The following is a 20,470-nucleotide window of genomic DNA, read 5'->3' on the forward strand; positions in this document are numbered from 1 at the left end:
ACCCCGAAAACGGCTTTGAACACGAAAAAAGCCGAACTTTCGGTGTCGCGATGAAGAACGGAGACCACCCGCGCATGCTGCGTTTCGCCCCTCGCTATGGCATGATCTCGCCCTGTCTCCGTCGGCCCGCCGGCCGCGTGCCGCGCCCTGCCAACGACAATCCGGCCTGGTCGCTCCAGGCAGCCCAGGACTATCCCTCGCCAGTGCGCGCCATGGCCGGGCGCCTCGCTGATCGGCTGGCCGAAGACGCCCTGCTGGCCGAAGCACTGCGCCTGTTTGCCAGTCATGGCCATGCCGCTGCCGGGCAAGCTGCCCGCGCAGCCACCCGCGCGGCGATGGCGGGGGACGCGGAACAGGCGGATTGGTGGGCGCAGGTGTGCCACACGCTCGATCGCCGCAAGGCCATTGCCCTGCGCCGGGAACTTGCCGGGCTCGGATGAATTTCACGCAGCGAGCCAAGATGGCTTCGTCAAACGCTGCCCGGTTCGTCGCGCCATCGTGCCGAGCCAGTTGCGGCTGCGCCCATCGCCGGCACGCCTGAAAAACCCGGCGGCCGCACCGTTCTGAAACGAGGCAAAGGGCTTGCCTGTCGCATTCGTATGAACGGTAGATTTACCACTTAACGCTATTGCGAACTGATATCAAAGAAACCCGCAGATGCGGGGTTTTTTGCGGTTGCAATCCCTCTCGGGCAGGCCTACGTGCCCCTCCACTTGCCGGCAACCCTTCCCGTCTCGCGGGCGCGGGGGGACCTCCATCCGGGGGCTTGAGTCGGCAACGCTTGAACGCTTGTCCCGCGACGACTCCGGGAAAGGACCGTAAAGCACATGGCACGCAAGAAGATCGCGCTCATCGGCGCGGGTAACATCGGTGGCACTCTGGCGCATCTGGCCGCGCAGAAGGAACTGGGCGACATCGTCCTGTTCGACGTGGTGGAAGGCGTTCCGCAGGGCAAGGCCCTCGATCTCTCGCAGTGCGGCCCGGTCGAAGGCTTTGACGCCAAGATCATCGGCACCAACGATTACAAGGACATCGCTGGCGCAGACGTCATCATCGTGACGGCTGGCGTGGCGCGTAAGCCCGGCATGAGCCGCGATGACCTGCTCGGCATCAACCTCAAGGTGATGAAGTCGGTCGGCGAAGGCATCCGCGACAACGCGCCCGACGCCTTCGTGATCTGCATCACCAACCCGCTCGACGCGATGGTCTGGGCGCTGCGCGAATTCTCCGGCCTGCCCGCCAACAAGGTGGTCGGCATGGCTGGCGTGCTCGACTCGGCGCGCTTCAGCACGTTCCTCGCCTGGGAATTCGGCGTTTCGGTGCGCGACGTGAACTCGTTCGTGCTCGGCGGCCACGGCGACACCATGGTTCCGGTCGTGGAATATTCCACCGTCGCCGGCATCCCCGTCACCGACCTGATCAAGATGGGCGCTTCCACCCAGGAAAAGATCGACGCGATCGTGGCCCGCACCCGTTCGGGCGGCGGCGAAATCGTCGGCCTGCTCAAGACCGGTTCGGCGTTCTATGCCCCGGCCGCCTCGGGCATCGCCATGGCCGAAGCGTACCTCAACGACCAGAAGCGCATCCTGCCCTGCGCCGCCCATGTCGACGGCGCCTATGGCGTTGACGGCCTCTATGTTGGCGTGCCGGTGGTAATCGGCGCTGGCGGCGTGGAAAAGGTCATCGAAATCAACCTCGATGAAACCGCCAAGGCCAACCTCCAGGTCTCGGTCGACGCAGTCAAGGAACTGCTGGTGGCGTGCAAGGGCATCGATCCCTCGCTCGCCTGATGGCAGCATGGTTCGCGGCCGTCCTTTCCGGGGCGGCCGCGGCACCTTCTACCGGGCTGTTTTTCAGGCCGGCAAAAGCGATAAGACCCTTTGCGAAGGGCGCTGACCAGACGCCATTAAGGATACCTGGCCCATTGCGCGCAAGGCATGCGCAGGGCGGCCGGTCCGGCCATGGCGGCGGGAAAGCGATGACAGTCACAGGCAGGCTGCGCCGGTATGCACTCTGCCCACAACCTTTTTCCGAAGCCCCTCCCCTCCCCGGGGGCACAGGAGTGAATTGACCATGGCACAGGACGTGCACGAGTACGAAGTTGATCCTTCACAGGATGCGCCGCAGCAGGGTCCGTCCTGGCAGTCCAAGCGCTGGCCGATTACCGACGCACTCGCCGGCGATGATCTGACCCGTGCGCTCGATCCCATGACCATCAAGGTCGAGGTCGCCAAGGCCGCCAAGAAGGCCGGCGCCGCGCTGGACGAAGCCGCGCTGGAACAGGCGGCCAACGACAGCCTGCGCGTGATGCTGCTGGTGCGCACCTATCGCGTGCGCGGCCACCTGGCGGCAGACCTTGATCCGCTGGGCCTGTCCAAGCAGTACCTGCCGGCCGACCTCAGCCCCGAATACCACGGCTTCCTGCCCAAGGACATGGATCGCAAGATCTATCTGGGCGGCACGCTGGGCCTGCAATGGGGCACCGTGCGCGAAGTGGTCGAGATTCTGCGCAAGAACTATTGCGGCAAGGTCGGCCTGGAATACATGCACATCTCCGACGTGGAGGAGCGCAAGTTCCTGCAGGACCGCATCGAAGGCGGCGACAAGTCGATCGACTTCACGCCCGAGGGCAAGAAGGCGATCCTTTCGGCCGTGGTGCGCGGCGAGCAGTACGAGAAGTTCCTCGGCAAGAAGTATGTCGGCACCAAGCGCTTCGGCCTGGACGGCGGCGAGTCGATGATCCCCGCGCTCGAAGCGGTGATCAAGTACGGCGGCCAGCGCGGGGTGAAGGAAATCATCTATGGCATGGCCCACCGCGGCCGCCTGAACATCCTCGCCAACGTGATGGCCAAGCCCTATCGCGTGATCTTCCACGAATTCTCGGGCGGCAGCGCCAACCCCGAAGACGTGGGCGGCTCGGGCGACGTGAAGTATCACCTGGGCACCAGCACCGACCGCGAGTTCGACGGCACCAAGGTGCACATGAGCCTGCTGCCCAACCCGTCGCACCTGGAAACGGTGGACCCCATCGTGCTGGGCAAGACGCTGGCCCAGCAGCAGTTCCGCGATGACGTGGGCCCGGGCAAGCACAAGCAGGTGCTGCCGGTGCTGATCCACGGCGACGCCGCCTTTGCCGGCCAGGGCATTGTCTGGGAATGCTTCGGCTTTTCCGGCGTGCAGGGCTACAACACCGGCGGTTGCATCCACTTCATCATCAACAACCAGATCGGCTTCACCACCAGCCCGCAGTTCTCGCGCGGCTCGCCCTACCCCTCTGACGTGGCCAAGGGCGTCCAGGCGCCGATCATCCACGTCAACGGCGATGATCCCGAAGCGGTGACCTTCGCGTGCAAGCTGGCGATCGACTATCGCCAGCAGTTCGGCCGCGACATCGTGATCGACATGTGGTGCTACCGCCGCTTCGGCCACAACGAAGGCGACGAGCCCTCGTTCACGCAGCCGCTGATGTACGCCAAGATCAAGAAGCATCCGGCCGTCTCGACGCTCTATGCCGAGCGCCTGGCCGCCGAGGGCGTGATCGACAAGGGCTGGAAGGGTGACGTGGAAGACCACTTCACCGCCACGCTTGAAAACGAGTTCGAAGCCGCCAAGAGCTACAAGGCCAACGAGGCCGACTGGTTCGGCGGACGCTGGGCAGGCCTCAACAAGCCGGCCGACCCGGTGACGGCGCGCCGCAATGTGGCCACCGGCATCGAACAGAAGCTGTTCGACAGCCTGGGCCGTACGCTGACCTCGGTTCCCGAAAGCCTGACCGTCCACAAGACGCTGGGCCGCGTGCTCGACGCCAAGCGCGAGATGTTCAACACCGGCAACGGGTTTGACTGGGCCACGGCCGAAGCACTCGCCTATGGCAGCCTGGTCACCGAAGGCTACAACGTACGCCTCTCGGGCCAGGATTGCGGCCGCGGCACGTTCAGCCAGCGCCACGCGGTGTGGGTCGACCAGACCGACGAGCACAAGTATGTGCCGCTGGCGACGCTGCCCCACGGCCGCTTCGAAGTGCTCGACAGCCCGCTGTCAGAATATGGCGTGCTCGGCTTCGAATACGGCTATGCCAGTGCCGATCCCAAGACGCTGGTGCTGTGGGAAGCGCAGTTCGGTGACTTTGCCAACGGCGCCCAGATCGTGATCGACCAGTACGTCGCCGCATCGGAAGCCAAGTGGCTGCGTGCCAACGGCCTCGTCATGCTGCTGCCGCACGGCTATGAAGGCCAGGGTCCGGAACACTCTTCGGCCCGTCTCGAGCGCTATCTCCAGCTCTGCGCGGAAGACAACCTGCAGGTGTGCAACATCACCAGCCCGGCCAACTACTTCCACGTGCTGCGCCGGCAGATGCACCGCTCGTTCCGCAAGCCGCTGATCATCATGACGCCCAAGTCGCTGCTTCGCCACCCGCTGGCCAAGTCGACCGCGGCCGATTTCCTGGGCGAAGCGCAGTTCAAGCGCATCCTGTCCGATCCTTCGGCACCGGAAGACCGCGACACCCGCCGCGTGGTGCTGTGCTCGGGCAAGGTCGCCTATGACCTGATCGAGGCACGCGATGCGGCCGGCATCACCGATACCCAGATCATTCGGATCGAGCAGCTCTACCCCTTCCCGGGTGAGCCGCTGGCCCTGCGCCTGTCGCGCATGACCAATCTGGAAGACGTGGTGTGGTGCCAGGAAGAGCCGAAGAACAACGGTTCGTGGTTCTTTGCCGAGCCGCTGATCGAGGAATCGCTCAAGGCTGCCAAGGGCAAGGTCACGCGCCCCCGCTATGCCGGCCGTTCCGCCTCGGCTTCGCCCGCCACGGGCCTGGCCAAGCGCCACAATGCCGAGCAGGCCGCCTTGGTGGCCGATGCGCTGGCGCTGTCGGTGCGCGAGGAAATCCGCCGCAAGAAGAAGGCCTGACCGGCCGTTTCGTCCACCTGAATTCTCCCCAAGGAACACCAAGTCATGTCCATCGAAGTCAAGGTTCCGACGCTCGGTGAAAGCGTCAGCGAAGCGACGGTCGGCCAGTGGCTGAAGAAGCCCGGCGAAGCGGTGGCTCTGGACGAGCCTATCGTCAGCCTCGAAACCGACAAGGTTGCCGTCGAAGTGCCCTCGCCCGTTGCCGGCGTGCTGGGCCAGATCCTGGTTGCCGAAGGCGAAACCGTCACGGTTGGCGCGCTGCTCGGCACCGTGGAAGACGGCGTTGCCGCAGCCGGCAACGTGCCGGTTGCCCCGCGCGAGGAAAAGCCCGTGCCGCCCGCGTCCGACACAGTGGCTCCGGCCGCCGCGCCGGCCCCGGCTGCTGCTGCGGCTGTCCCTGCTTCGGCCCCTGCTGGTGACGATGCCGGCGCTGCCGCGCTGTCGCCGGCGGTGCGCCGCGCGGTGCTGGAGCACGGCATCGATCCTTCCACCGTCAAGGGCACCGGCAAGGACGGCCGCCTGACCAAGGAAGACGTGCTCGCCGCAGCCCAGGCCAAGGCAGCCTCGCCGGCGCCGGCCGCCACGGCTGCCGTGCCTGCGGCCGTTGCTGCTCCCGGCCGCAACGAGGAACGCGTCAAGATGACGCGCCTGCGCCAGACCATCGCCAAGCGCCTCAAGAGCGCGCAGGAAAACGCTGCCCTGCTCACCACGTTCAACGACGTGGACATGTCGGCGGTGATGGCCGCGCGCGAGAAGTACAAGGACGTGTTCGAGAAGAAGCACGGCGTGAAGCTGGGCTTCATGTCTTTCTTCGCCAAGGCTTCGTGCCTGGCGCTCAAGGACATTCCGGCCGTCAACGCCCAGATCCAGGGCGATGAAATCGTCTATCACGACTATGTCGATATCTCGGTGGCCGTCTCGGCGCCGAACGGCCTGGTCGTTCCGGTGGTGCGCGACGCTGACAAGCTCTCGTTCGCCGGCATCGAAAAGGCGATCGGCGATTTCGGCAAGAAGGCCCGCGAAGGCGCGCTGACCATGGAAGACATGAAGGGCGGCACCTTCACGATTTCCAACGGCGGCGTGTTTGGTGGCCTGATGTCCACCCCGATCATCAACCCGCCGCAGTCGGCCGTGCTGGGCCTGCACCGCATCGAGGACCGCCCCGTGGTCCGCAACGGCGAGATCGTGATCCGCCCGATGATGTACATCGCCCTGTCGTATGACCACCGCATCATCGACGGTCGCGAGGCGGTTACCGCCCTCAAGACCATCAAGGAAGCGATCGAAGATCCCACCCGCCTGCTGATCGATCTCTGATCGGCACTGCACGGCGCGCCCGGTGACCACCGCCGGGCGCGCCAGCGTGCATCCACGCGAACTTGTGTGATAAGTCGCGCCAGTCCCGCCACCGTTTTCGGGAACGCGCGAACAGGAGGCCGCAATGGCTGAATATGATTATGATGTCCTGGTGATCGGCGCTGGCCCGGGCGGCTATGTCGCGGCGATCCGCGCGGCCCATCTGGGCCTCAAGACTGCGTGCGCCGAAGGGCGCGAAACGCTGGGCGGCACCTGCCTCAACGTGGGCTGCATCCCGTCGAAGGCGCTGCTGCACGGTTCGGAAAAGTACGACGAAGCCGTCAACGGCACCTTTGCCAACTATGGCATCAAGACCGGCCCGGTGGAACTGGACCTCTCTGCCATGCAGGCGCAGAAGCTCGACTCGGTCAAGGGCCTGACCGGCGGCATCGAATTCCTGTTCAAGAAGAACAAGATCACCTGGCTCAAGGGCTATGCCACGTTCGAAGACGCGCACAGCGTCACCGTGGCCGGGCAAAAGATTTCGGCCAAGCACATCGTCATCGCCACCGGTTCGTCGGTCACCCCGCTGCCGGGCGTGACCGTGGACAATGACGCCGGCGTGGTGGTCGATTCGACCGGTGCCCTCGCGCTCGACCGCGTGCCCGAACACCTGGTGGTGATCGGTGGCGGCGTGATCGGCCTGGAACTGGGTTCGGTCTGGCGCCGCCTGGGTGCCAAGGTCACTGTGGTGGAATACCTTGACCAGCTGCTGCCCGGCATGGACGGCGACGTGCGCAAGGAAGCCGCCAAGATCTTCAAGAAGCAGGGCATGGCGCTCAAGCTCTCGACCAAGGTCACCGGCGTGGCCGTGGAAGGCAGCAAGGCGACGCTCACGGTCGAGCCTTCGGCCGGCGGCGCTGCCGAAACGATCGAAGCCGATTGCGTGCTGGTGGCCATCGGCCGCAAGCCTAACACCGATGGCCTCGGGCTCGACAAGATCGGCCTGGAACTGAACGGTCGCGGCCAGATCGAAACCGACCACGATTTCCGCACCAAGGTGGACGGCGTGTGGGCCATCGGTGACGTGATCCCCGGCCCGATGCTGGCGCACAAGGCCGAGGACGAAGGCATTGCCGTGGCCGAAAACATCGCGGGCCTGACGGGGATCGTCAACCACGACGTGATCCCCGGCGTGGTCTATACCTTCCCCGAATTTGCCGGCGTGGGCCTGACCCAGGAAGCCGCGCTGGAAAAGGCCGGCGGCGACCAGTCGAAGATCAAGGTCAGCAAGTTCCCCATGCTGGCCAACAGCCGCGCCAAGACCAACCACGAGCCCGATGGCTTCGTGAAGGTCATTGCCGATGCGCAGACCGACCGCGTGCTGGGCGTGTGGGCGATTGCCTCGGTGGCCGGCACGATGATCGCCGAAGCCGCGCTGGCGCTGGAATTTGGCGCTACCTCGGAAGACATCGCCTATACCTGCCACGCGCACCCGACCCATTCGGAAGCGCTCAAGGAAGCGGCAATGGGTATCCGCGAAAAGCCGATCCACATCTGATCGCCTTTTGGCACAACCGATGAAACAAGGCCGCGCCGGGGCAACCGGGCGCGGCCTTTTTCATGGGCGAACGGGCGCCATCATGGCGCCGGGAACTTTGCCCGGTCTTGGTGCGTAGTGCGCCCAAACGGGGCAACAGCACATGACACTCTCGCGTAAGGTCGGCAGCGCAGCGGCGCTGACCGCATCGATCCTGCTGGCCGGCTGCCACCACAGCCCGGTGACAGAGGCGCCGCCGCGCGCCAACGATGCCATCGCCGTGCCGCCCCAGGCCTCGACTATCGCCGTGCCGATCGTCGCCCGGCTGGACGAACTGAGCGCCGCGCTCGAACGCGAGGTGCCGCGCCAGTTGTGGTCGATCGACAAGCCCGGGCAGGATTGCCTGGCCTCGCAGCGAGTCAAGGTGCTGGGGGTCAAGCTCAAGACACCGCGCGTGGAATGCCGCATCGTGGGCGATGTGGTGCGCGGGCCGATCACGCTGGCGGGCCAGGGCCAGGATCTGGTGGTCACGCTGCCGCTGCATGCCACGCTGCGCGCCAAGGATATTGCCGGCGTGTTCAAGCAGGAAACCGCCACTGGCGATGCCGTGGTGCACGCCCATGTGCGGCTGTCGCTGGCCAACGACTGGAAACCGCGCGCCACGCTCGATATCCACTATGACTGGACCAAAGCCCCCGGCATCGATTTCCTGGGCCAGCGTATCACCTTTACCGACAAGGCTGATGCCAAGCTCAAGGACGTGGTCGCGCGGCTGGAGCGCACGCTACCACAGGAATTGGACAAGCTGCATCTCGACCGCGAGATTGGCAAGGCCTGGGCCAGCGCGTTCACCTCGCTGGAACTCAACCACGCCAATCCCCCGGTGTGGATGCGGGTCACGCCGCATGACTTGCGCTATGGCGGCTATGCTGTGGAAGGGCGGCGCCTGGTGCTGCGCCTGGGCATGCATGCGCAGACCGAAACCTTTGTCGGCAACCGGCCGCCCGATCCGGCCGTCACGCCGCTGCCGCCCGTGCGCAAGCTGGAAACCACGCCGGGGCGGATGCTGTTCGTCATTCCGGTGATTGCCGATTACCGCGAACTGGAGCCGGTGATCGCCCGCGCGCTGGTCAAGCGATCGGCCCGACCGTTCGATGTGCCGGGCCTCGGCCCGATCACCGCCCGCTTTGGCAAAGTGACGTGCTATGGCACGCGCGGCGGCAAGGTGGCGGTGGGCGTGCAGTTTGCCGTCGATGCTGCGCCCCACACGGCGCATGGCACCGTGTGGCTGACCGGCACCCCGGTCAACGCGCCCAATTCGCGCAAGGTCGGCTTTGCCGATCTGGCGGTTTCCGGCGTGACCGACAGCACCGGCACCGATGTCCTGCTGGGCCTCGCCAATGCGCCGGGCCTTTCCGAAACGATCGCGGCAGCGCTCGCCCAGAATTTCGAGAACGACTATGCCAAGCTGATGGGCAAGATCGACCGCGCGCTGACCGAAAAGCGCACCGGCGATTTCATCATCCGCGCGCGGATCGAGGATGTGCGCACTGGCCAGCTCAAGGCAGCCGGCCAGGGGCTGTATCTGCCGGTCGAAGGCACCGGAACCGCCACGGTCAGCCTCGACATGCACTGATCGCCAAGGCAAGGGTAGTGCCATGCCCCTGGTTCCTCCCCTGCCCACCTCGCTGCCCCATGCGGTGGCGCCCGCTCTGCCCGCCGTGATTGGCCTGGCCGATCTGGCCGGCATCGCCGTGTTTGCGCTGTCGGGCGCACTGGTGGCCGCGCGCATGCGGCAGACCCTGGTGACCATGTGCTTTTTCGCGGTGATCACCGGGGTGGGCGGCGGTTCGGTGCGCGATCTGCTGATCGGTGCGCCGGTGTTCTGGGTGCATGATCGCTGGGTCGCGCTGGTATGCCTGGGCATGGCAGTGCTGTGCTGGCTCACCCCGCACCGCTGGTGGCGCGGCGCCGCGCTGGAATGGGCCGATGCGGTGGGCCTGGGCGCCTATGCCGTCTTGGGCACGACCAAGGCGCTGGCCTATGGCATTCCGCCGGTGCCGGCCTTCATGATGGGGGTGATCACCGGCTGCGTGGGCGGCGTGATCCGCGATTGCGTGGCCGGGCGCCCGTCGATCATCATGCGCCCCGAGCTCTATGTCACCGCCGCCGCGCTGGCCGCCGCGCTGTGTTCGGCGGGGCAGGCGCTGCACCTGCCCAAGGGCTGGGTCTGGGCGGTATCGGCGCTGGCCGGCTTTGCCCTGCGCGCTGCGGCGATCCGCTGGAAATTGGCGATCCCGGCCTATGGTGGGGGCAAGAAGGCTGACCTCGGTGAGCAGCTTCCACCACCCCTCGCCCCCCTCCTCTGAAGAGGAGGGGCTGGGGGTGGTGCGAGGCTACGCGCGCCGTTCGATTGTGCGTTGCAGCGCAGCATGAATTGGGGCAACCTCCACAGCCATGATCAAGGCGGGCCTCCATCACCTCACGCGCTATTCCTATGCCAAGCCGGTTCGATTGGGGCCGCAGGTGATCCGATTGCGGCCGGCGGCGCATAGCCGCACCGCAGTGCCCAATTACTCCTTGAAGATCAGCCCGGCCAATCACTTCATCAACTGGCAGCAAGACCCCTACGGCAACTGGCTGGCCCGGATCGTTTTTCCCGATCCGATCGATCATTTCGAGATTGCCGTCGATCTTTTGGCCGATCTGGTCGTGATCAATCCGTTCGACTTCTTTGTTGAAGACTATGCCGAAACCTATCCCTTTGCCTATGCAGAGGAATTGCAGGCAGATCTGGCCGCCTACCGCGAAACCGAGACGCAGGGCCCGCTGTTCGAGGAAATCCTCACCCAGTTCACCGGGTACGAGGGCCGCACCATCGACTTCCTGGTGGCGATCAACCAGGCGGTAAACCAGCGCATCGGCTATGTCATCCGCATGGAACCGGGGGTGCAGGCGCCGGAAGAAACCCTGGACGTGGGCACTGGATCGTGCCGCGATTCCGCCTGGCTGCTGGTGCAGCTGCTGCGCCGCCTGGGCTTTGCCGCGCGCTTTGTCTCGGGCTATTCGATCCAGCTGACGCCTGATGTCGCGGCGGTGGATGGCCCGGCCGGCGTGCCACAGGACGTGTGCGATCTGCATGCCTGGACCGAAGTCTATCTGCCCGGTGCGGGCTGGATCGGGCTGGATGCCACCTGGGGGCTTTTTGCTGGCGAAGGGCACATTCCGCTGTGCGCCACGCCGCATTATCGCACCGCCGCCCCGATCGAGGGCGTGGTGCTGGAGCCGGTCCATTCCGATTTCCATTTCGAGATGGAGGTTTCCCGCCTGGCCGAGGCGGTGCGCATAACCAAGCCGTTCACCGAGGCGCGCTGGGACGCGCTCGACGCGCTCGGCCAACAGGTCGATGCCGATCTCGCCGCGCAAGACGTGCGCCTGACCATCGGTGGTGAGCCAACCTTCGTGGCCGACGGCGATTTCGAGGCGCCGGAATGGAACAGCAGCGCGGTGGGGCCGACCAAGGCCTGGTATGCCGACCAGCTGATCCGCAAGCTGCGTGGCCATTTCGCGCCGGGATCGCTGCTGCACCATGGCCAGGGCAAGTGGTATCCGGGGGAAAGCCTGCCGCGCTGGGGCTATTCGATCTATTGGCGCAAGGATGGCGTGCCGATCTGGCGCGATGAGAACCTGATCGCACCCGACCGGCCGACGCCCGATGCCATCGCCACAGTTGACGCCGATGACGCCGCGCTGTTCCTGCGCGAAACCGCGACTGTGCTTGGCGTGGCGCCGGAAAACGTCGCCCCGGTTTATGAAGACGCGCTCGAATGGATCGTGCGCGAGGCCGAACTGCCCGAAAATACCGAGCCCACCGATCCCAAGCTGGACGATCCCGAAGTGCGCCAGCGCTTTGTCCGCACGTTCCAGCGCGGCTTGACCAAGCCGGTGGGCCATGTTCTGCCAATCCAGCGCCAGCAACCGTGGCAGGCCCGCCGTGCCCATGGGCTGCGGCAGTGGTATTCGGAAAAGTGGAAGCTGCGCCGCGGCGCCCTGTTTGCCGTGCCCGGCGACAGCGCGCTGGGCTATCGCCTGCCGCTCAATTCGCTGCCGCACGTGCCGCCGGCCGCTTATCCCTATATCCACCCGCGCGACACGGCCGAGCCGCGCGAACCCCTGGCCGATTTTCGGGCCCAGGCGATCGAACGGGCGGTGCAAACGCGCGATGCGGCAACGCCAGACACCATGTCGCACGAGGACCGCAGCCGCGAGGCGCGCGCCCAGGGCCATGACCTGCACAGCGCCAGCCCGGGCCGGCAGACCCGCGTGGAACAGACCATCGCCATCGAAGGCGCGGTGCGCACGGCGATCTCGGTAGAGCCCAAGGGCGATCACCTGTGCGTGTTCATCCCGCCGGTCGAAACGCTGGAAGACTATCTCGACCTGATCGCCAGCGTCGAGGCGGTGGCCGAGGAAACGCGCCTGCCGGTGCGCATCGAAGGCTATCCGCCGCCGCCCGACCCGCGCCTGATGGTGCTCAAGGTCACGCCCGATCCCGGCGTGATCGAGGTGAATATCCAGCCCGCCGCGTCATGGGCCGAATCGGTGGAGATCACCGAAACACTTTACCAATGCGCACGCGAGGTGGGGCTGACCGCCGACAAGTTCATGGTTGACGGGCGCGCCATCGGCACCGGCGGGGGCAATCACATCGTGCTGGGTGGCCCCACCCTGCTCGACAGCCCATTCATCCGCCGGCCCGACCTGCTCAAGTCTTTCGTGATCTATTGGCAGCGGCATCCCAGCCTCAGCTATCTGTTTTCGGGCATGTTCATCGGCCCCACCTGCCAGGCGCCGCGCATCGACGAGGCGCGGCACGACGGGCTCTATGAACTGGAAATCGCGCTGGCCCAGGTGCCCGGCCCCGATCAGCCGCAACCGCTGGCCTGGGTGGTCGATCGCCTGTTCCGCAACCTGCTGGTCGATGTGACCGGCAACACCCACCGCACCGAAATCTGCATCGACAAGCTGTTTTCGCCCGATGGCCCCACCGGGCGGCTGGGCCTGGTGGAATTTCGCGGGTTCGAGATGCCGCCAGACGCGCGCATGTCGCTGGCCCAGCAACTGCTGCTGCGCGCGCTATGCGCGTGGTTCTGGCGCCAACCCATTGATGGCCCGCTGGTGCGCTGGGGCACGCAGTTGCATGACAAGTTCATGCTGCCCCACTTCGTCTGGGCCGATTTCCTCGATGTGCTGGCTGATCTGCGCGGCGCGGGCTATGATTTCGATCCCGTGTGGTTCGAGGCGCAGCGCCAGTTCCGCTTTCCCGTGCACGGCGAAGTGGAAGGCGGGGGCGTGCACCTGGAAGTGAGCCACGCGCTGGAGCCATGGAACGTGCTGGGTGAAACCGGCGCGATCGGCGGCACTGTGCGCTATGTCGACAGTTCGACCGAGCGGTTGCAGGTGCGCGCCAGCGGCCTGGTGCCAGGGCGCCATGTCATCACCTGCAATGGCCGCCGCGTGCCGCTGAACTTTACCGGCACGCCGGGAGAGGCCGTGGGCGGCGTGCGCTACAAGGCCTGGCTGCCGGCCAACTGCCTGCATCCGATGCTGCCGCCCCATGCCCCGCTAACCTTCGATATCTTCGATAGCTGGAACCAGCGCTCGCTGGGCGGCTGCGTCTATCATGTGGCCCATCCGGGCGGGCGCAATTACGATTCGGTACCGGTCAACGGCTATGAAGCCCAGGCGCGGCGCAAGGCGCGGTTCCAGGATCATGGCCATTCGCCTGGCCACCTGCCCGTGCCGCCGGCGGAAATGCCCGGGGAGTTTCCCATGACGCTCGATCTGCGCCGCCCCGCCGGGCTGGCCTGAACCCGATGGCAGCCCAGACCATGGCGGCCAAACCTGATCCGGCCGCGGCGCCGGGCCTGGCCGCCTATCCGGTGGATGTGGGGGCGGGCGATCTCTATCGCGATGCCGCGCCCGATGTGGCCCAGACCTGGCAACGCGCGGCGCAAAGCCTGCTGGCGCTGCGCGAAGAGGCTGGCGTAGCCGTGCAGGAACTGGTCGGGCGCCAGATCCTGGACCTGGGCATGTCGTTCCGCCTGACGGGTGAGGATGACGAGCGCGACTGGCCGCTGTCGCCCATGCCACTGATCGTCGGCGCGCAGGAATGGGCCGAGGTAGAGCGCGGCCTGGTGCAGCGTGCGCGCCTGCTCGAAGCAGTGGTCGATGATATCTATGGCGAAGGGCGCTTGGTGGCCGATGGCCATCTGCCCGCTGCACTGATTGCCGGCAGCCGCTATTTTGCACGTTCGATGGTGGGTGTGGCGCCGCGCAGCGGGCCGCATATCCACGTCTATGCGGTCGATCTGGCGCGCGGGCCGCGCGGGCAGTGGCGCGTGCTGGGCGATCGGCTGCGGCTGGCCAACGGCATCGGCTATGCCCTGGAAAACCGCCTGGCGCTCTCGCGCGTCACCGGCGGATTGTTGACCGACATGCGCGCGCGCCGCCTGGCGCAGTTCTTTTCCGATCTGCGCGGCGGCATTGCCCGCGAATGCCAGCGCGAAAACCCGCGCATCGCCCTGCTCACCCCCGGCCGCTTCAACCAGTCCTATCCCGAACAGGCACACCTGGCGCGCTACCTCGGCTTTCCGCTGGTGGAAGGGCGCGACCTGACGGTCAGCGATGATCGCGTCTATGTGCGCACCATTGCCGGGCCCAAGCGGGTGGATGCGGTGTGGCGCTGGATCGATACCAATGCGCTCGATCCGCTGCGCTTTGATGCGCGATCCGAGATCGGCGTGCCCGACCTGTTCGAGGCGCTGGACCGCGGCGGGTTGACGCTGGCCAATTGGCCCGGCGCCGAAGTGCTGGAAGCACCGGCCTTTGCCGCGTTCATGCCGCGCCTGTTCTCGGTGCTGCTGGGTGAAGCGCCGATCCTGCCCAATGTCGCCACCTGGTGGTGCGGCCAGCCGCGCGAGGCGCAGGACGTGGCCGCGCGCCTCGACCAGTTGATGATCACCCCCGCGTTCGGCGCCGGGGTGGAAGGCCTGCCCCATGGCCGCGCCGTAGCCGGGCGCAGCCTCGACAAGGCGCAGCGCGGCGCCCTGCTGGCGGCCATGGCACGCCGGCCGGTGGACTATTGCGGCCAGGAAATCGTCACCCTGTCGACCACGCCGGCGCTAATCGGCGAGGCATTCGTGCCGCGCGCCTTTACCGTCCGCGCGTTCGTGGCGCGCAATGCGGCGGGCGAGTGGACAGTGATGCCCGGCGGCTTTGCCCGGCTCTCCTCCTCGGGCGAAATGGTCAACACGATGATGGGCGAAGGCGATATTTCCGCCGATGTCTGCGTGGTGGATACCAAGGCCGATGCCGCTGCCGTCAACGCCACGCCCTCGGCGCTGGGCGCGCCGCCCCCGGTGCGGCGCGGCGGTGGTATCCTGGCAAGCCAGGCGGCCGACAACCTGTTCTGGTTCGGCCGCTATGTCGAGCGCGCAGAAGCGACAGTGCGGATCATCCGCGCGGTGCTGGGCAATTCGATCGAGGTGGATGCCGCCGCCGGCCACAGCCCCGAGGTGATCGCGCGGCTGGTTGATCTGATGGTAACCTGGGGCGCCCTCTCGCGCGAAGAGGCCGATTTGCCGATGCCCCAGGCCTGCGCCGCGGCGCTGTCAGACACGGCGATGAACGGCTCTGTCGGCGCGTTGTTTGCCGCGATCCGTGCCACGGCCCTCACCCTGCGCGATCGCTTCACCACCGATTTCTGGCGCATTGCCAGCCGCCCCCTGCCGCCGGTGGACGGCCATCGCGCCGGCGCGTTGCTGCGCACCGCGCGCGAGTTGATCGAGCGGCTTTCGGCGCTGTCGGGCCTGCTGGCGGAAAACTTCACGCTTGGCCCCTCGCGCCATTTCCTCGACATGGGCCGCCGCCTGGAACGCGCTGTGGCGCTGTGCCAGACGCTGCGCGCGCTGTCAGCCCGGATAGAAACGCCAGAGGCCTTGGGCGTGCTGCTCGATCTGTCAGACAGCCAGATCACCTATCGCGCGCGCTATCTGGCCGCGCCGAGCACGGCGCCGGTGCTCGATCTGCTGCTGCTCGATCCCACCAACCCGCGCTCCCTGGCGTTTCAGGCGCAGGCCCTGGTCAGCCATATCGAGGCGCTGCCCGCGCTGCGCGAAGACAACCTGCCCGAAGCCCCGCTTCTGGAAGCGCGTGCGATCCTGGCGCCGCTGTCGAGCCTGCCGGTGGAAGCGTGGAACCTGGCGCGGCTGGCCGAGGCGGAACAGCGCCTGCTGACGCTGTCCGACACCATCTCCACCCGCTACTTCCTGCAGTTCGAAAAGGCTGGCGGTGGCGCCAGCAGCAGCTTGCTCGCATGATCTACGATATCCGCCACAAGACCCGCGTGGATTATGCCGCCCCAGTGCGGCTCGCCCGGTTCAACCTGCGCCTGCGCCCCGCGCCCTGGCCCACGCAATCCGTCAGCGATTTCCGCCTGGCGGTAGCGCCCGTGCCGTGGTCGATGGAGGAAGAAGCCGGGCCGTTCCTGGTCAACCGCAGCCGCCTGTTCATTCGCGAGCCGCTCGATGCGCTGGAAGTGGAAAGCAGCTTCCGCGTGGAAGTGCGCGCCCCCGATCCCGAACTGGCGTTGGCCAAGACACCCAGCGTGGCCGAAATCGGCGCGCGGGCGGCCGCCCATCGCGATCTTTCCGCGCTGGGCCCGGCAAGCTACATCTATCCCTCGTCGATGACCCCGCTTTCGCCCGAGATCGTGGGCTGGGCCGGCCCGATCCTGGCCGGCGCGCGCAGCGTGATGGATGCGGGGCTGGCCCTGATGCACGCCATCCACGATGAATTCACCTATGATGGCAGCGCCACCACGGCCGAAACCCCGCCGCTCGACGCGTTCCGCGCGCGCCATGGGGTGTGCCAGGATTTTGCCCATGTGATGATCGTGGCGGCGCGGGGCCACGGGCTGCCCGCGGCCTATGTCAGTGGCTATCTGCGCACCCTGCCCCCACCGGGCCAGCCGCGCCTGGTGGGCGCGGATGCCACCCACGCCTGGGCCGCGCTGTGGTGTGGGGACGCGCTGGGCTGGGTGGGGTTTGATCCCACCAACGCGATGCTGGCCTCAACCGACCACGTGTTTACCGCGATGGGCCGCGACTATGCCGATGTCGCGCCGATGGACGGCGTGTTCCACGGCGGCGGCGGGCAGACCGTGGCCGTATCGGTGGACGTGGCGCCGGTGACAGAGCCGGTCGGCTGACGGCCTCGATCAGGCCGGAACGCCGGTGCCCTGTGCCAGGAACGGCCGCGCCTCGGCCACCTGGCCTTCGAATGCGCCGATCGCGTCGCTGCGCGCCAAGGTCAGGCCCACTTCATCCAGCCCGTTGATCAGGCAGTGCTTGCGAAACGCGTCGATCTCGAACGTGAAGCGGTCCTGGAACGGCGTGGTCACGGACTGCGCCTCAAGATCGATCGCGATCGGATCGGTCTGCGCCACTTCGAGCAGGCGATCGACCTGTTCCTGCGGCATCACCACGGTGAGGATGCCGTTCTTGAACGCGTTGCCCGAAAAGATATCGGAAAACGACGGCGCGATGACCGCCTTGATGCCCAGGTCGAGCAGGGCCCAAGCGGCATGTTCACGGCTGGAACCACAGCCAAAGTTGTCGCCCGCGATGAGGATCGGCGCGCCTTTGAACGTTTCGCTGTCGAACAGGTTGTCAGGGTCTGCGCGCAGCGTTTCGAACGCGCCACGGCCGAGCCCCTCGCGACTGATCGTCTTGAGCCACTTGGCCGGGATGATCACGTCGGTGTCGATGTTCTTGCGGCCGAACGGAATGGCGCGGCCTTCGATGTGGTTTACCGGTTCCATGCCCCCGCTATAGCCGCCGCCGCGCCCTGCGCAACGGCGGAAATAGCCTGTGCAGGCAGGAAACGATCAGCCCCGCCTGCTGTCGTTCGGTCTTGGGGCCTCAATCGGTTTCGGGGGCATCGCCCAGCGGGGTCTTGTCGGCCACCTTCTGGGCGCGTTCCTTGCGGCGGTTGGTATAGAGCAGCGCCGCCGCCAGTGCAGCAGACCCGACGGCCGCCGCTCCTGCCAGGACAGCCGTTCCGGCCCAGTTTTCCTTCTTGGACACGCCTTCCTCCTTCTTATGGGCTGCAAGAATTGGCCCGCTTGCCGCACAATGCAACGCTCAATCGAGGAATTTCCGCAGAGAATTCCATTCCAGCTGCTTTTGCGCGAGTGTCACCGCACAATAGGCCGGGCTGCTTGACGGCAGTTGAATGAATGAAATTTCAGCAAGATCGGCCATTTGCGCGCGGCCATGGCGCGCCGCGGTCGCCCCGTTGAAGCCGATCGCGCGCAAGGCCGGCAGGCGGGCGGCCAGTTGTGCCAGGGGTGCCAGTTGCGCCGCCTTGATCGCGGTATCGAGGCTGCCCCGGCGCGTGGCGCTGGCGACGGTGTCCCACAGGCCGATGCCCGTGCTGCGCAGCACATCCAGCCGCTCGGGATAATCGAGCGTGACCAGATCGCGCCCGATCACCCCACCCACCAGCCGCCAGAACTGGTTCTTGGGATGCGCGTAATACCGGCCAGCGGCCAGCGACGCCTCTCCCGGCAGGCTGCCGCAGACCAGCACGCGGGTCTGCGCATCGACTACCGGGGCAAAGGCGGATTTGCGCGAGTCGTTCAAACCGGTGCGGTCACACCAGCTCGCGCACGTCAGTCAACCGGCCGGTCACCGCTGCCGCAGCGGCCATGGCCGGGCTGACCAGATGGGTGCGCGCGCCGGGGCCCTGGCGACCGACGAAATTGCGGTTCGAGGTAGAGGCGCAGCGCTCGCCAGCCGGCACCTTGTCGGGGTTCATGCCCAGGCACGCCGAGCAGCCCGGCTCGCGCCATTCAAGGCCCGCGTCCTTGAAGATCACGTCCAGCCCTTCGTCTTCGGCCATGGCCTTGACCAGGCCCGAACCGGGCACGACGATCGCCCAGCGCACGGTGTCGGCCTTCTTGCGGCCCTTGAGGATCGCGGCGGCGGCGCGCAGGTCTTCGATCCGGCTGTTGGTGCAGCTGCCGATGAACACGTTCTGGATTTCCACCGTGTTGAGCGCCGTGCCCGGCGCCAGGCCCATGTATTCCAAAGACTTGCGCGCAGCATCCTGCTTCGACGGATCGGCAAAGCTTTCCGGCGCGGGCACCGTGGCGGTGATCGGCAGCACGTCTTCGGGGCTGGTGCCCCAGGTGACCGACGGCGCGATATCGGCCGCATCGATCACCACGATCTTGTCATACTGCGCGCCGGCATCGGTCGCCAGGCTCTTCCACCAGGCCACGGCCTTGTCCCAATCGGCGCCCTTGGGCGCATAGGGGCGGCCCTTCACATAGGCGAAGGTCTTGTCATCAGGCGCGATCAGGCCGGCGCGGGCGCCATGCTCGATCGCCATGTTCGAAACCGTCAGGCGGCCCTCGATCGACAGGTCACGGATAACCTGGCCGGTATATTCGATGACGTAGCCCGTGCCACCTGCCGCACCGAGCACGCCGGTGATGTGCAGCACCACGTCCTTGGCCGAAACGCCCGGCGTGAGCGTACCCTCGACACGCACTTCCATGGTCTTGCTGCGCTTGAGCAGCAGGGTCTGCGTGGCGAGCACATGCTCCACTTCCGACGTGCCGATGCCGAAGGCCAAGGCCCCCAGGCCACCGTGGCAGGCGGTGTGGCTGTCACCGCACACGATCGTGGCGCCGGGCAGGGAAAAACCCTGCTCTGGCCCAACGACATGGACGATGCCCTGCGCCGCGTCGGCATCGCCGATATAGCGGATGCCAAACTCGGGCGCATTGCGCTCCAGCGCGGCAAGTTGCTGCGCGCTTTCGGGATCGGCGATGGGAATGCGATGGCCAGCCGCATCGCGGCGCGCGGTGGTGGGCAGGTTGTGATCGGGCACCGCCAACGTCAGATCGGGGCGGCGCACCTTGCGCCCGGCCATGCGAAGCGCCTCGAACGCCTGCGGGCTCGTCACTTCGTGAACGAGATGGCGGTCGATATAGATCAGGCTGGTGCCATCCTCGCGGTTTTCCACGACGTGGGCATCCCAGATCTTTTCGTAGAGCGTCTTGCCGGTGCTGGTCATGCAGTGCGGTTAAGCATCGCCCCCGCGCATTTCAAGCACCAAACGGCAAGAACACGCGGGGGCATGCGTCATTTTCTGTCCCGGCGCTGCCTTGGCACGCCTCAAACCGGGGTTCAGGCGATGCCAGGGCGAGCCTGACTGGCACCGATCACCAGCGATCGCGATCCCAGTCTGCGCGTTCCATGCGCAGCTGCTGGCGGATCTGGTTCACCCGGCTGGCCAACCAGCGCACTTCGTCGCGGCTCAGGCCATCGCGGGCATACATCTTGTACTGGCGCTGCACGACCATGGCCTGGCGGCGCAACGGCGCTGCTTCGCGCGGAGAGATGGTGCGGTTGCGCACAGCGCGGTCGATGGCAAAGCGCAGCTGGCCGATATCCTGGCGGATCGCAGCGTCACGGCGCGGCGTCATCCAGCCGCCCATCGCCGGGCCAGGGCCGTGGTGCCAGCCACCGGGCGGCGGCGGCGCAGGCTGTGCCAAGGCCGGGGCAGCCAGGCCCACCGTGGCCGGAATCAGCGCGGCGAGAATGAGCTTTTTCATGGGCTTTACTCCTTGCTTGTCAGCGACGCCTGGCG

Annotated in this window: 15 protein-coding genes; 10 read left to right on the plus strand and 5 right to left on the minus strand. The window is 66.5% G+C overall.

Going from position 1 to position 20,470, the window contains the following annotated elements; all coding sequences use genetic code 11:
* The first annotated feature begins 74 nt into the window (after nt 1-74).
* The 10 genes from ABIC78_RS04415 to ABIC78_RS04460 all read left to right on the plus strand — a co-directional run bounded on the left by ABIC78_RS04415 (nt 75) and on the right by ABIC78_RS04460 (nt 17,018).
* A complete protein-coding gene (locus tag ABIC78_RS04415) occupies nt 75-440 on the plus strand; it encodes a hypothetical protein (protein WP_054130619.1) in 366 nt (121 codons plus the stop codon).
* A 387-nt stretch (nt 441-827) separates the two neighbouring features.
* A complete protein-coding gene (gene mdh, locus ABIC78_RS04420; RefSeq protein ID WP_022675965.1) occupies nt 828-1,790 on the plus strand; it encodes a malate dehydrogenase in 963 nt (320 codons plus the stop codon).
* Nucleotides 1,791-2,073: 283 nt separating this feature from the next.
* Entirely contained in the window at nt 2,074-4,911 is a 2,838-nt protein-coding gene (locus ABIC78_RS04425) for a 2-oxoglutarate dehydrogenase E1 component (protein ID WP_062786295.1), read from the plus strand.
* A gap of 45 nt (nt 4,912-4,956) precedes the next feature.
* Nucleotides 4,957-6,228, plus strand: a complete 1,272-nt coding sequence (odhB, locus tag ABIC78_RS04430; protein WP_054130621.1) for a 2-oxoglutarate dehydrogenase complex dihydrolipoyllysine-residue succinyltransferase — start codon at nt 4,957-4,959, stop codon at nt 6,226-6,228.
* A 124-nt stretch (nt 6,229-6,352) separates the two neighbouring features.
* Nucleotides 6,353-7,768 carry a dihydrolipoyl dehydrogenase gene (gene lpdA, locus ABIC78_RS04435; protein WP_054130622.1) on the plus strand — a complete coding sequence of 472 codons (1,416 nt, stop codon included), beginning with the start codon at nt 6,353-6,355 and terminating at the stop codon, nt 7,766-7,768.
* A gap of 142 nt (nt 7,769-7,910) precedes the next feature.
* The gene (locus tag ABIC78_RS04440; RefSeq protein ID WP_054130623.1) at nt 7,911-9,383 is read left to right on the plus strand and encodes a DUF4403 family protein; all 1,473 of its coding nucleotides are present in this window, start codon (nt 7,911-7,913) and stop codon (nt 9,381-9,383) included.
* Between the two features lie 22 nt (nt 9,384-9,405).
* Nucleotides 9,406-10,116, plus strand: coding sequence for a trimeric intracellular cation channel family protein (locus tag ABIC78_RS04445; RefSeq protein ID WP_156306359.1), 711 nt, complete (start codon nt 9,406-9,408; stop codon nt 10,114-10,116).
* A gap of 88 nt (nt 10,117-10,204) precedes the next feature.
* Nucleotides 10,205-13,618: a transglutaminase family protein gene (locus tag ABIC78_RS04450; RefSeq protein ID WP_054130624.1), complete on the plus strand. Its 3,414-nt coding sequence runs from the start codon at nt 10,205-10,207 to the stop codon at nt 13,616-13,618.
* Nucleotides 13,619-13,638: 20 nt separating this feature from the next.
* Complete coding sequence (locus tag ABIC78_RS04455) at nt 13,639-16,128, plus strand: circularly permuted type 2 ATP-grasp protein (RefSeq protein WP_054130892.1); 2,490 nt, start codon at nt 13,639-13,641, stop codon at nt 16,126-16,128.
* Entirely contained in the window at nt 16,125-17,018 is an 894-nt protein-coding gene (locus ABIC78_RS04460) for a transglutaminase family protein (RefSeq protein WP_054130625.1), read from the plus strand. Before ABIC78_RS04455 ends, ABIC78_RS04460 begins: the two co-directional genes overlap by 4 nt.
* Nucleotides 17,019-17,027: 9 nt before the next feature.
* Here the strand turns inward: ABIC78_RS04460 and leuD are convergent, their stop codons facing one another.
* The 5 genes from leuD to ABIC78_RS04485 all read right to left on the minus strand — a co-directional run bounded on the left by leuD (nt 17,028) and on the right by ABIC78_RS04485 (nt 20,435).
* Nucleotides 17,028-17,630 carry a 3-isopropylmalate dehydratase small subunit gene (gene leuD, locus ABIC78_RS04465; RefSeq protein WP_054130626.1) on the minus strand — a complete coding sequence of 201 codons (603 nt, stop codon included), beginning with the start codon at nt 17,628-17,630 and terminating at the stop codon, nt 17,028-17,030.
* Nucleotides 17,631-17,730: 100 nt separating this feature from the next.
* Nucleotides 17,731-17,895, minus strand: coding sequence for a hypothetical protein (locus tag ABIC78_RS04470; RefSeq protein WP_022677102.1), 165 nt, complete (start codon nt 17,893-17,895; stop codon nt 17,731-17,733).
* Between the two features lie 57 nt (nt 17,896-17,952).
* A complete protein-coding gene (locus ABIC78_RS04475; protein ID WP_022677103.1) occupies nt 17,953-18,453 on the minus strand; it encodes a DNA-deoxyinosine glycosylase in 501 nt (166 codons plus the stop codon).
* Nucleotides 18,454-18,463: 10 nt separating this feature from the next.
* Nucleotides 18,464-19,894, minus strand: coding sequence for a 3-isopropylmalate dehydratase large subunit (gene leuC, locus ABIC78_RS04480; RefSeq protein ID WP_054130628.1), 1,431 nt, complete (start codon nt 19,892-19,894; stop codon nt 18,464-18,466).
* 148 nt (nt 19,895-20,042) lie between these two features.
* On the minus strand, nt 20,043-20,435 hold the full coding sequence (locus ABIC78_RS04485) for a hypothetical protein (protein ID WP_022677105.1): 393 nt from the start codon (nt 20,433-20,435) through the stop codon (nt 20,043-20,045).
* Nucleotides 20,436-20,470: the final 35 nt, after the last annotated feature.

The sequence above is a fragment of the Novosphingobium sp. 1529 genome, assembly GCF_040544855.1.
Lineage (GTDB): Bacteria > Pseudomonadota > Alphaproteobacteria > Sphingomonadales > Sphingomonadaceae > Novosphingobium > Novosphingobium capsulatum.

Coding starts and splice junctions, on each gene's coding strand:
- leuD (WP_054130626.1), bottom strand. CDS start 17,630: ATGGAACCGGTAAACCACATCGAAGGCCGCGCCATTCCGTTCGGCCGC.
- leuC (WP_054130628.1), bottom strand. CDS start 19,894: ATGACCAGCACCGGCAAGACGCTCTACGAAAAGATCTGGGATGCCCAC.
- ABIC78_RS04485 (WP_022677105.1), bottom strand. CDS start 20,435: ATGAAAAAGCTCATTCTCGCCGCGCTGATTCCGGCCACGGTGGGCCTG.
- ABIC78_RS04415 (WP_054130619.1), top strand. CDS start 75: ATGCTGCGTTTCGCCCCTCGCTATGGCATGATCTCGCCCTGTCTCCGT.
- ABIC78_RS04455 (WP_054130892.1), top strand. CDS start 13,639: ATGGCGGCCAAACCTGATCCGGCCGCGGCGCCGGGCCTGGCCGCCTAT.
- ABIC78_RS04450 (WP_054130624.1), top strand. CDS start 10,205: ATGATCAAGGCGGGCCTCCATCACCTCACGCGCTATTCCTATGCCAAG.
- lpdA (WP_054130622.1), top strand. CDS start 6,353: ATGGCTGAATATGATTATGATGTCCTGGTGATCGGCGCTGGCCCGGGC.
- mdh (WP_022675965.1), top strand. CDS start 828: ATGGCACGCAAGAAGATCGCGCTCATCGGCGCGGGTAACATCGGTGGC.
- ABIC78_RS04440 (WP_054130623.1), top strand. CDS start 7,911: ATGACACTCTCGCGTAAGGTCGGCAGCGCAGCGGCGCTGACCGCATCG.
- odhB (WP_054130621.1), top strand. CDS start 4,957: ATGTCCATCGAAGTCAAGGTTCCGACGCTCGGTGAAAGCGTCAGCGAA.
- ABIC78_RS04425 (WP_062786295.1), top strand. CDS start 2,074: ATGGCACAGGACGTGCACGAGTACGAAGTTGATCCTTCACAGGATGCG.
- ABIC78_RS04460 (WP_054130625.1), top strand. CDS start 16,125: ATGATCTACGATATCCGCCACAAGACCCGCGTGGATTATGCCGCCCCA.
- ABIC78_RS04445 (WP_156306359.1), top strand. CDS start 9,406: ATGCCCCTGGTTCCTCCCCTGCCCACCTCGCTGCCCCATGCGGTGGCG.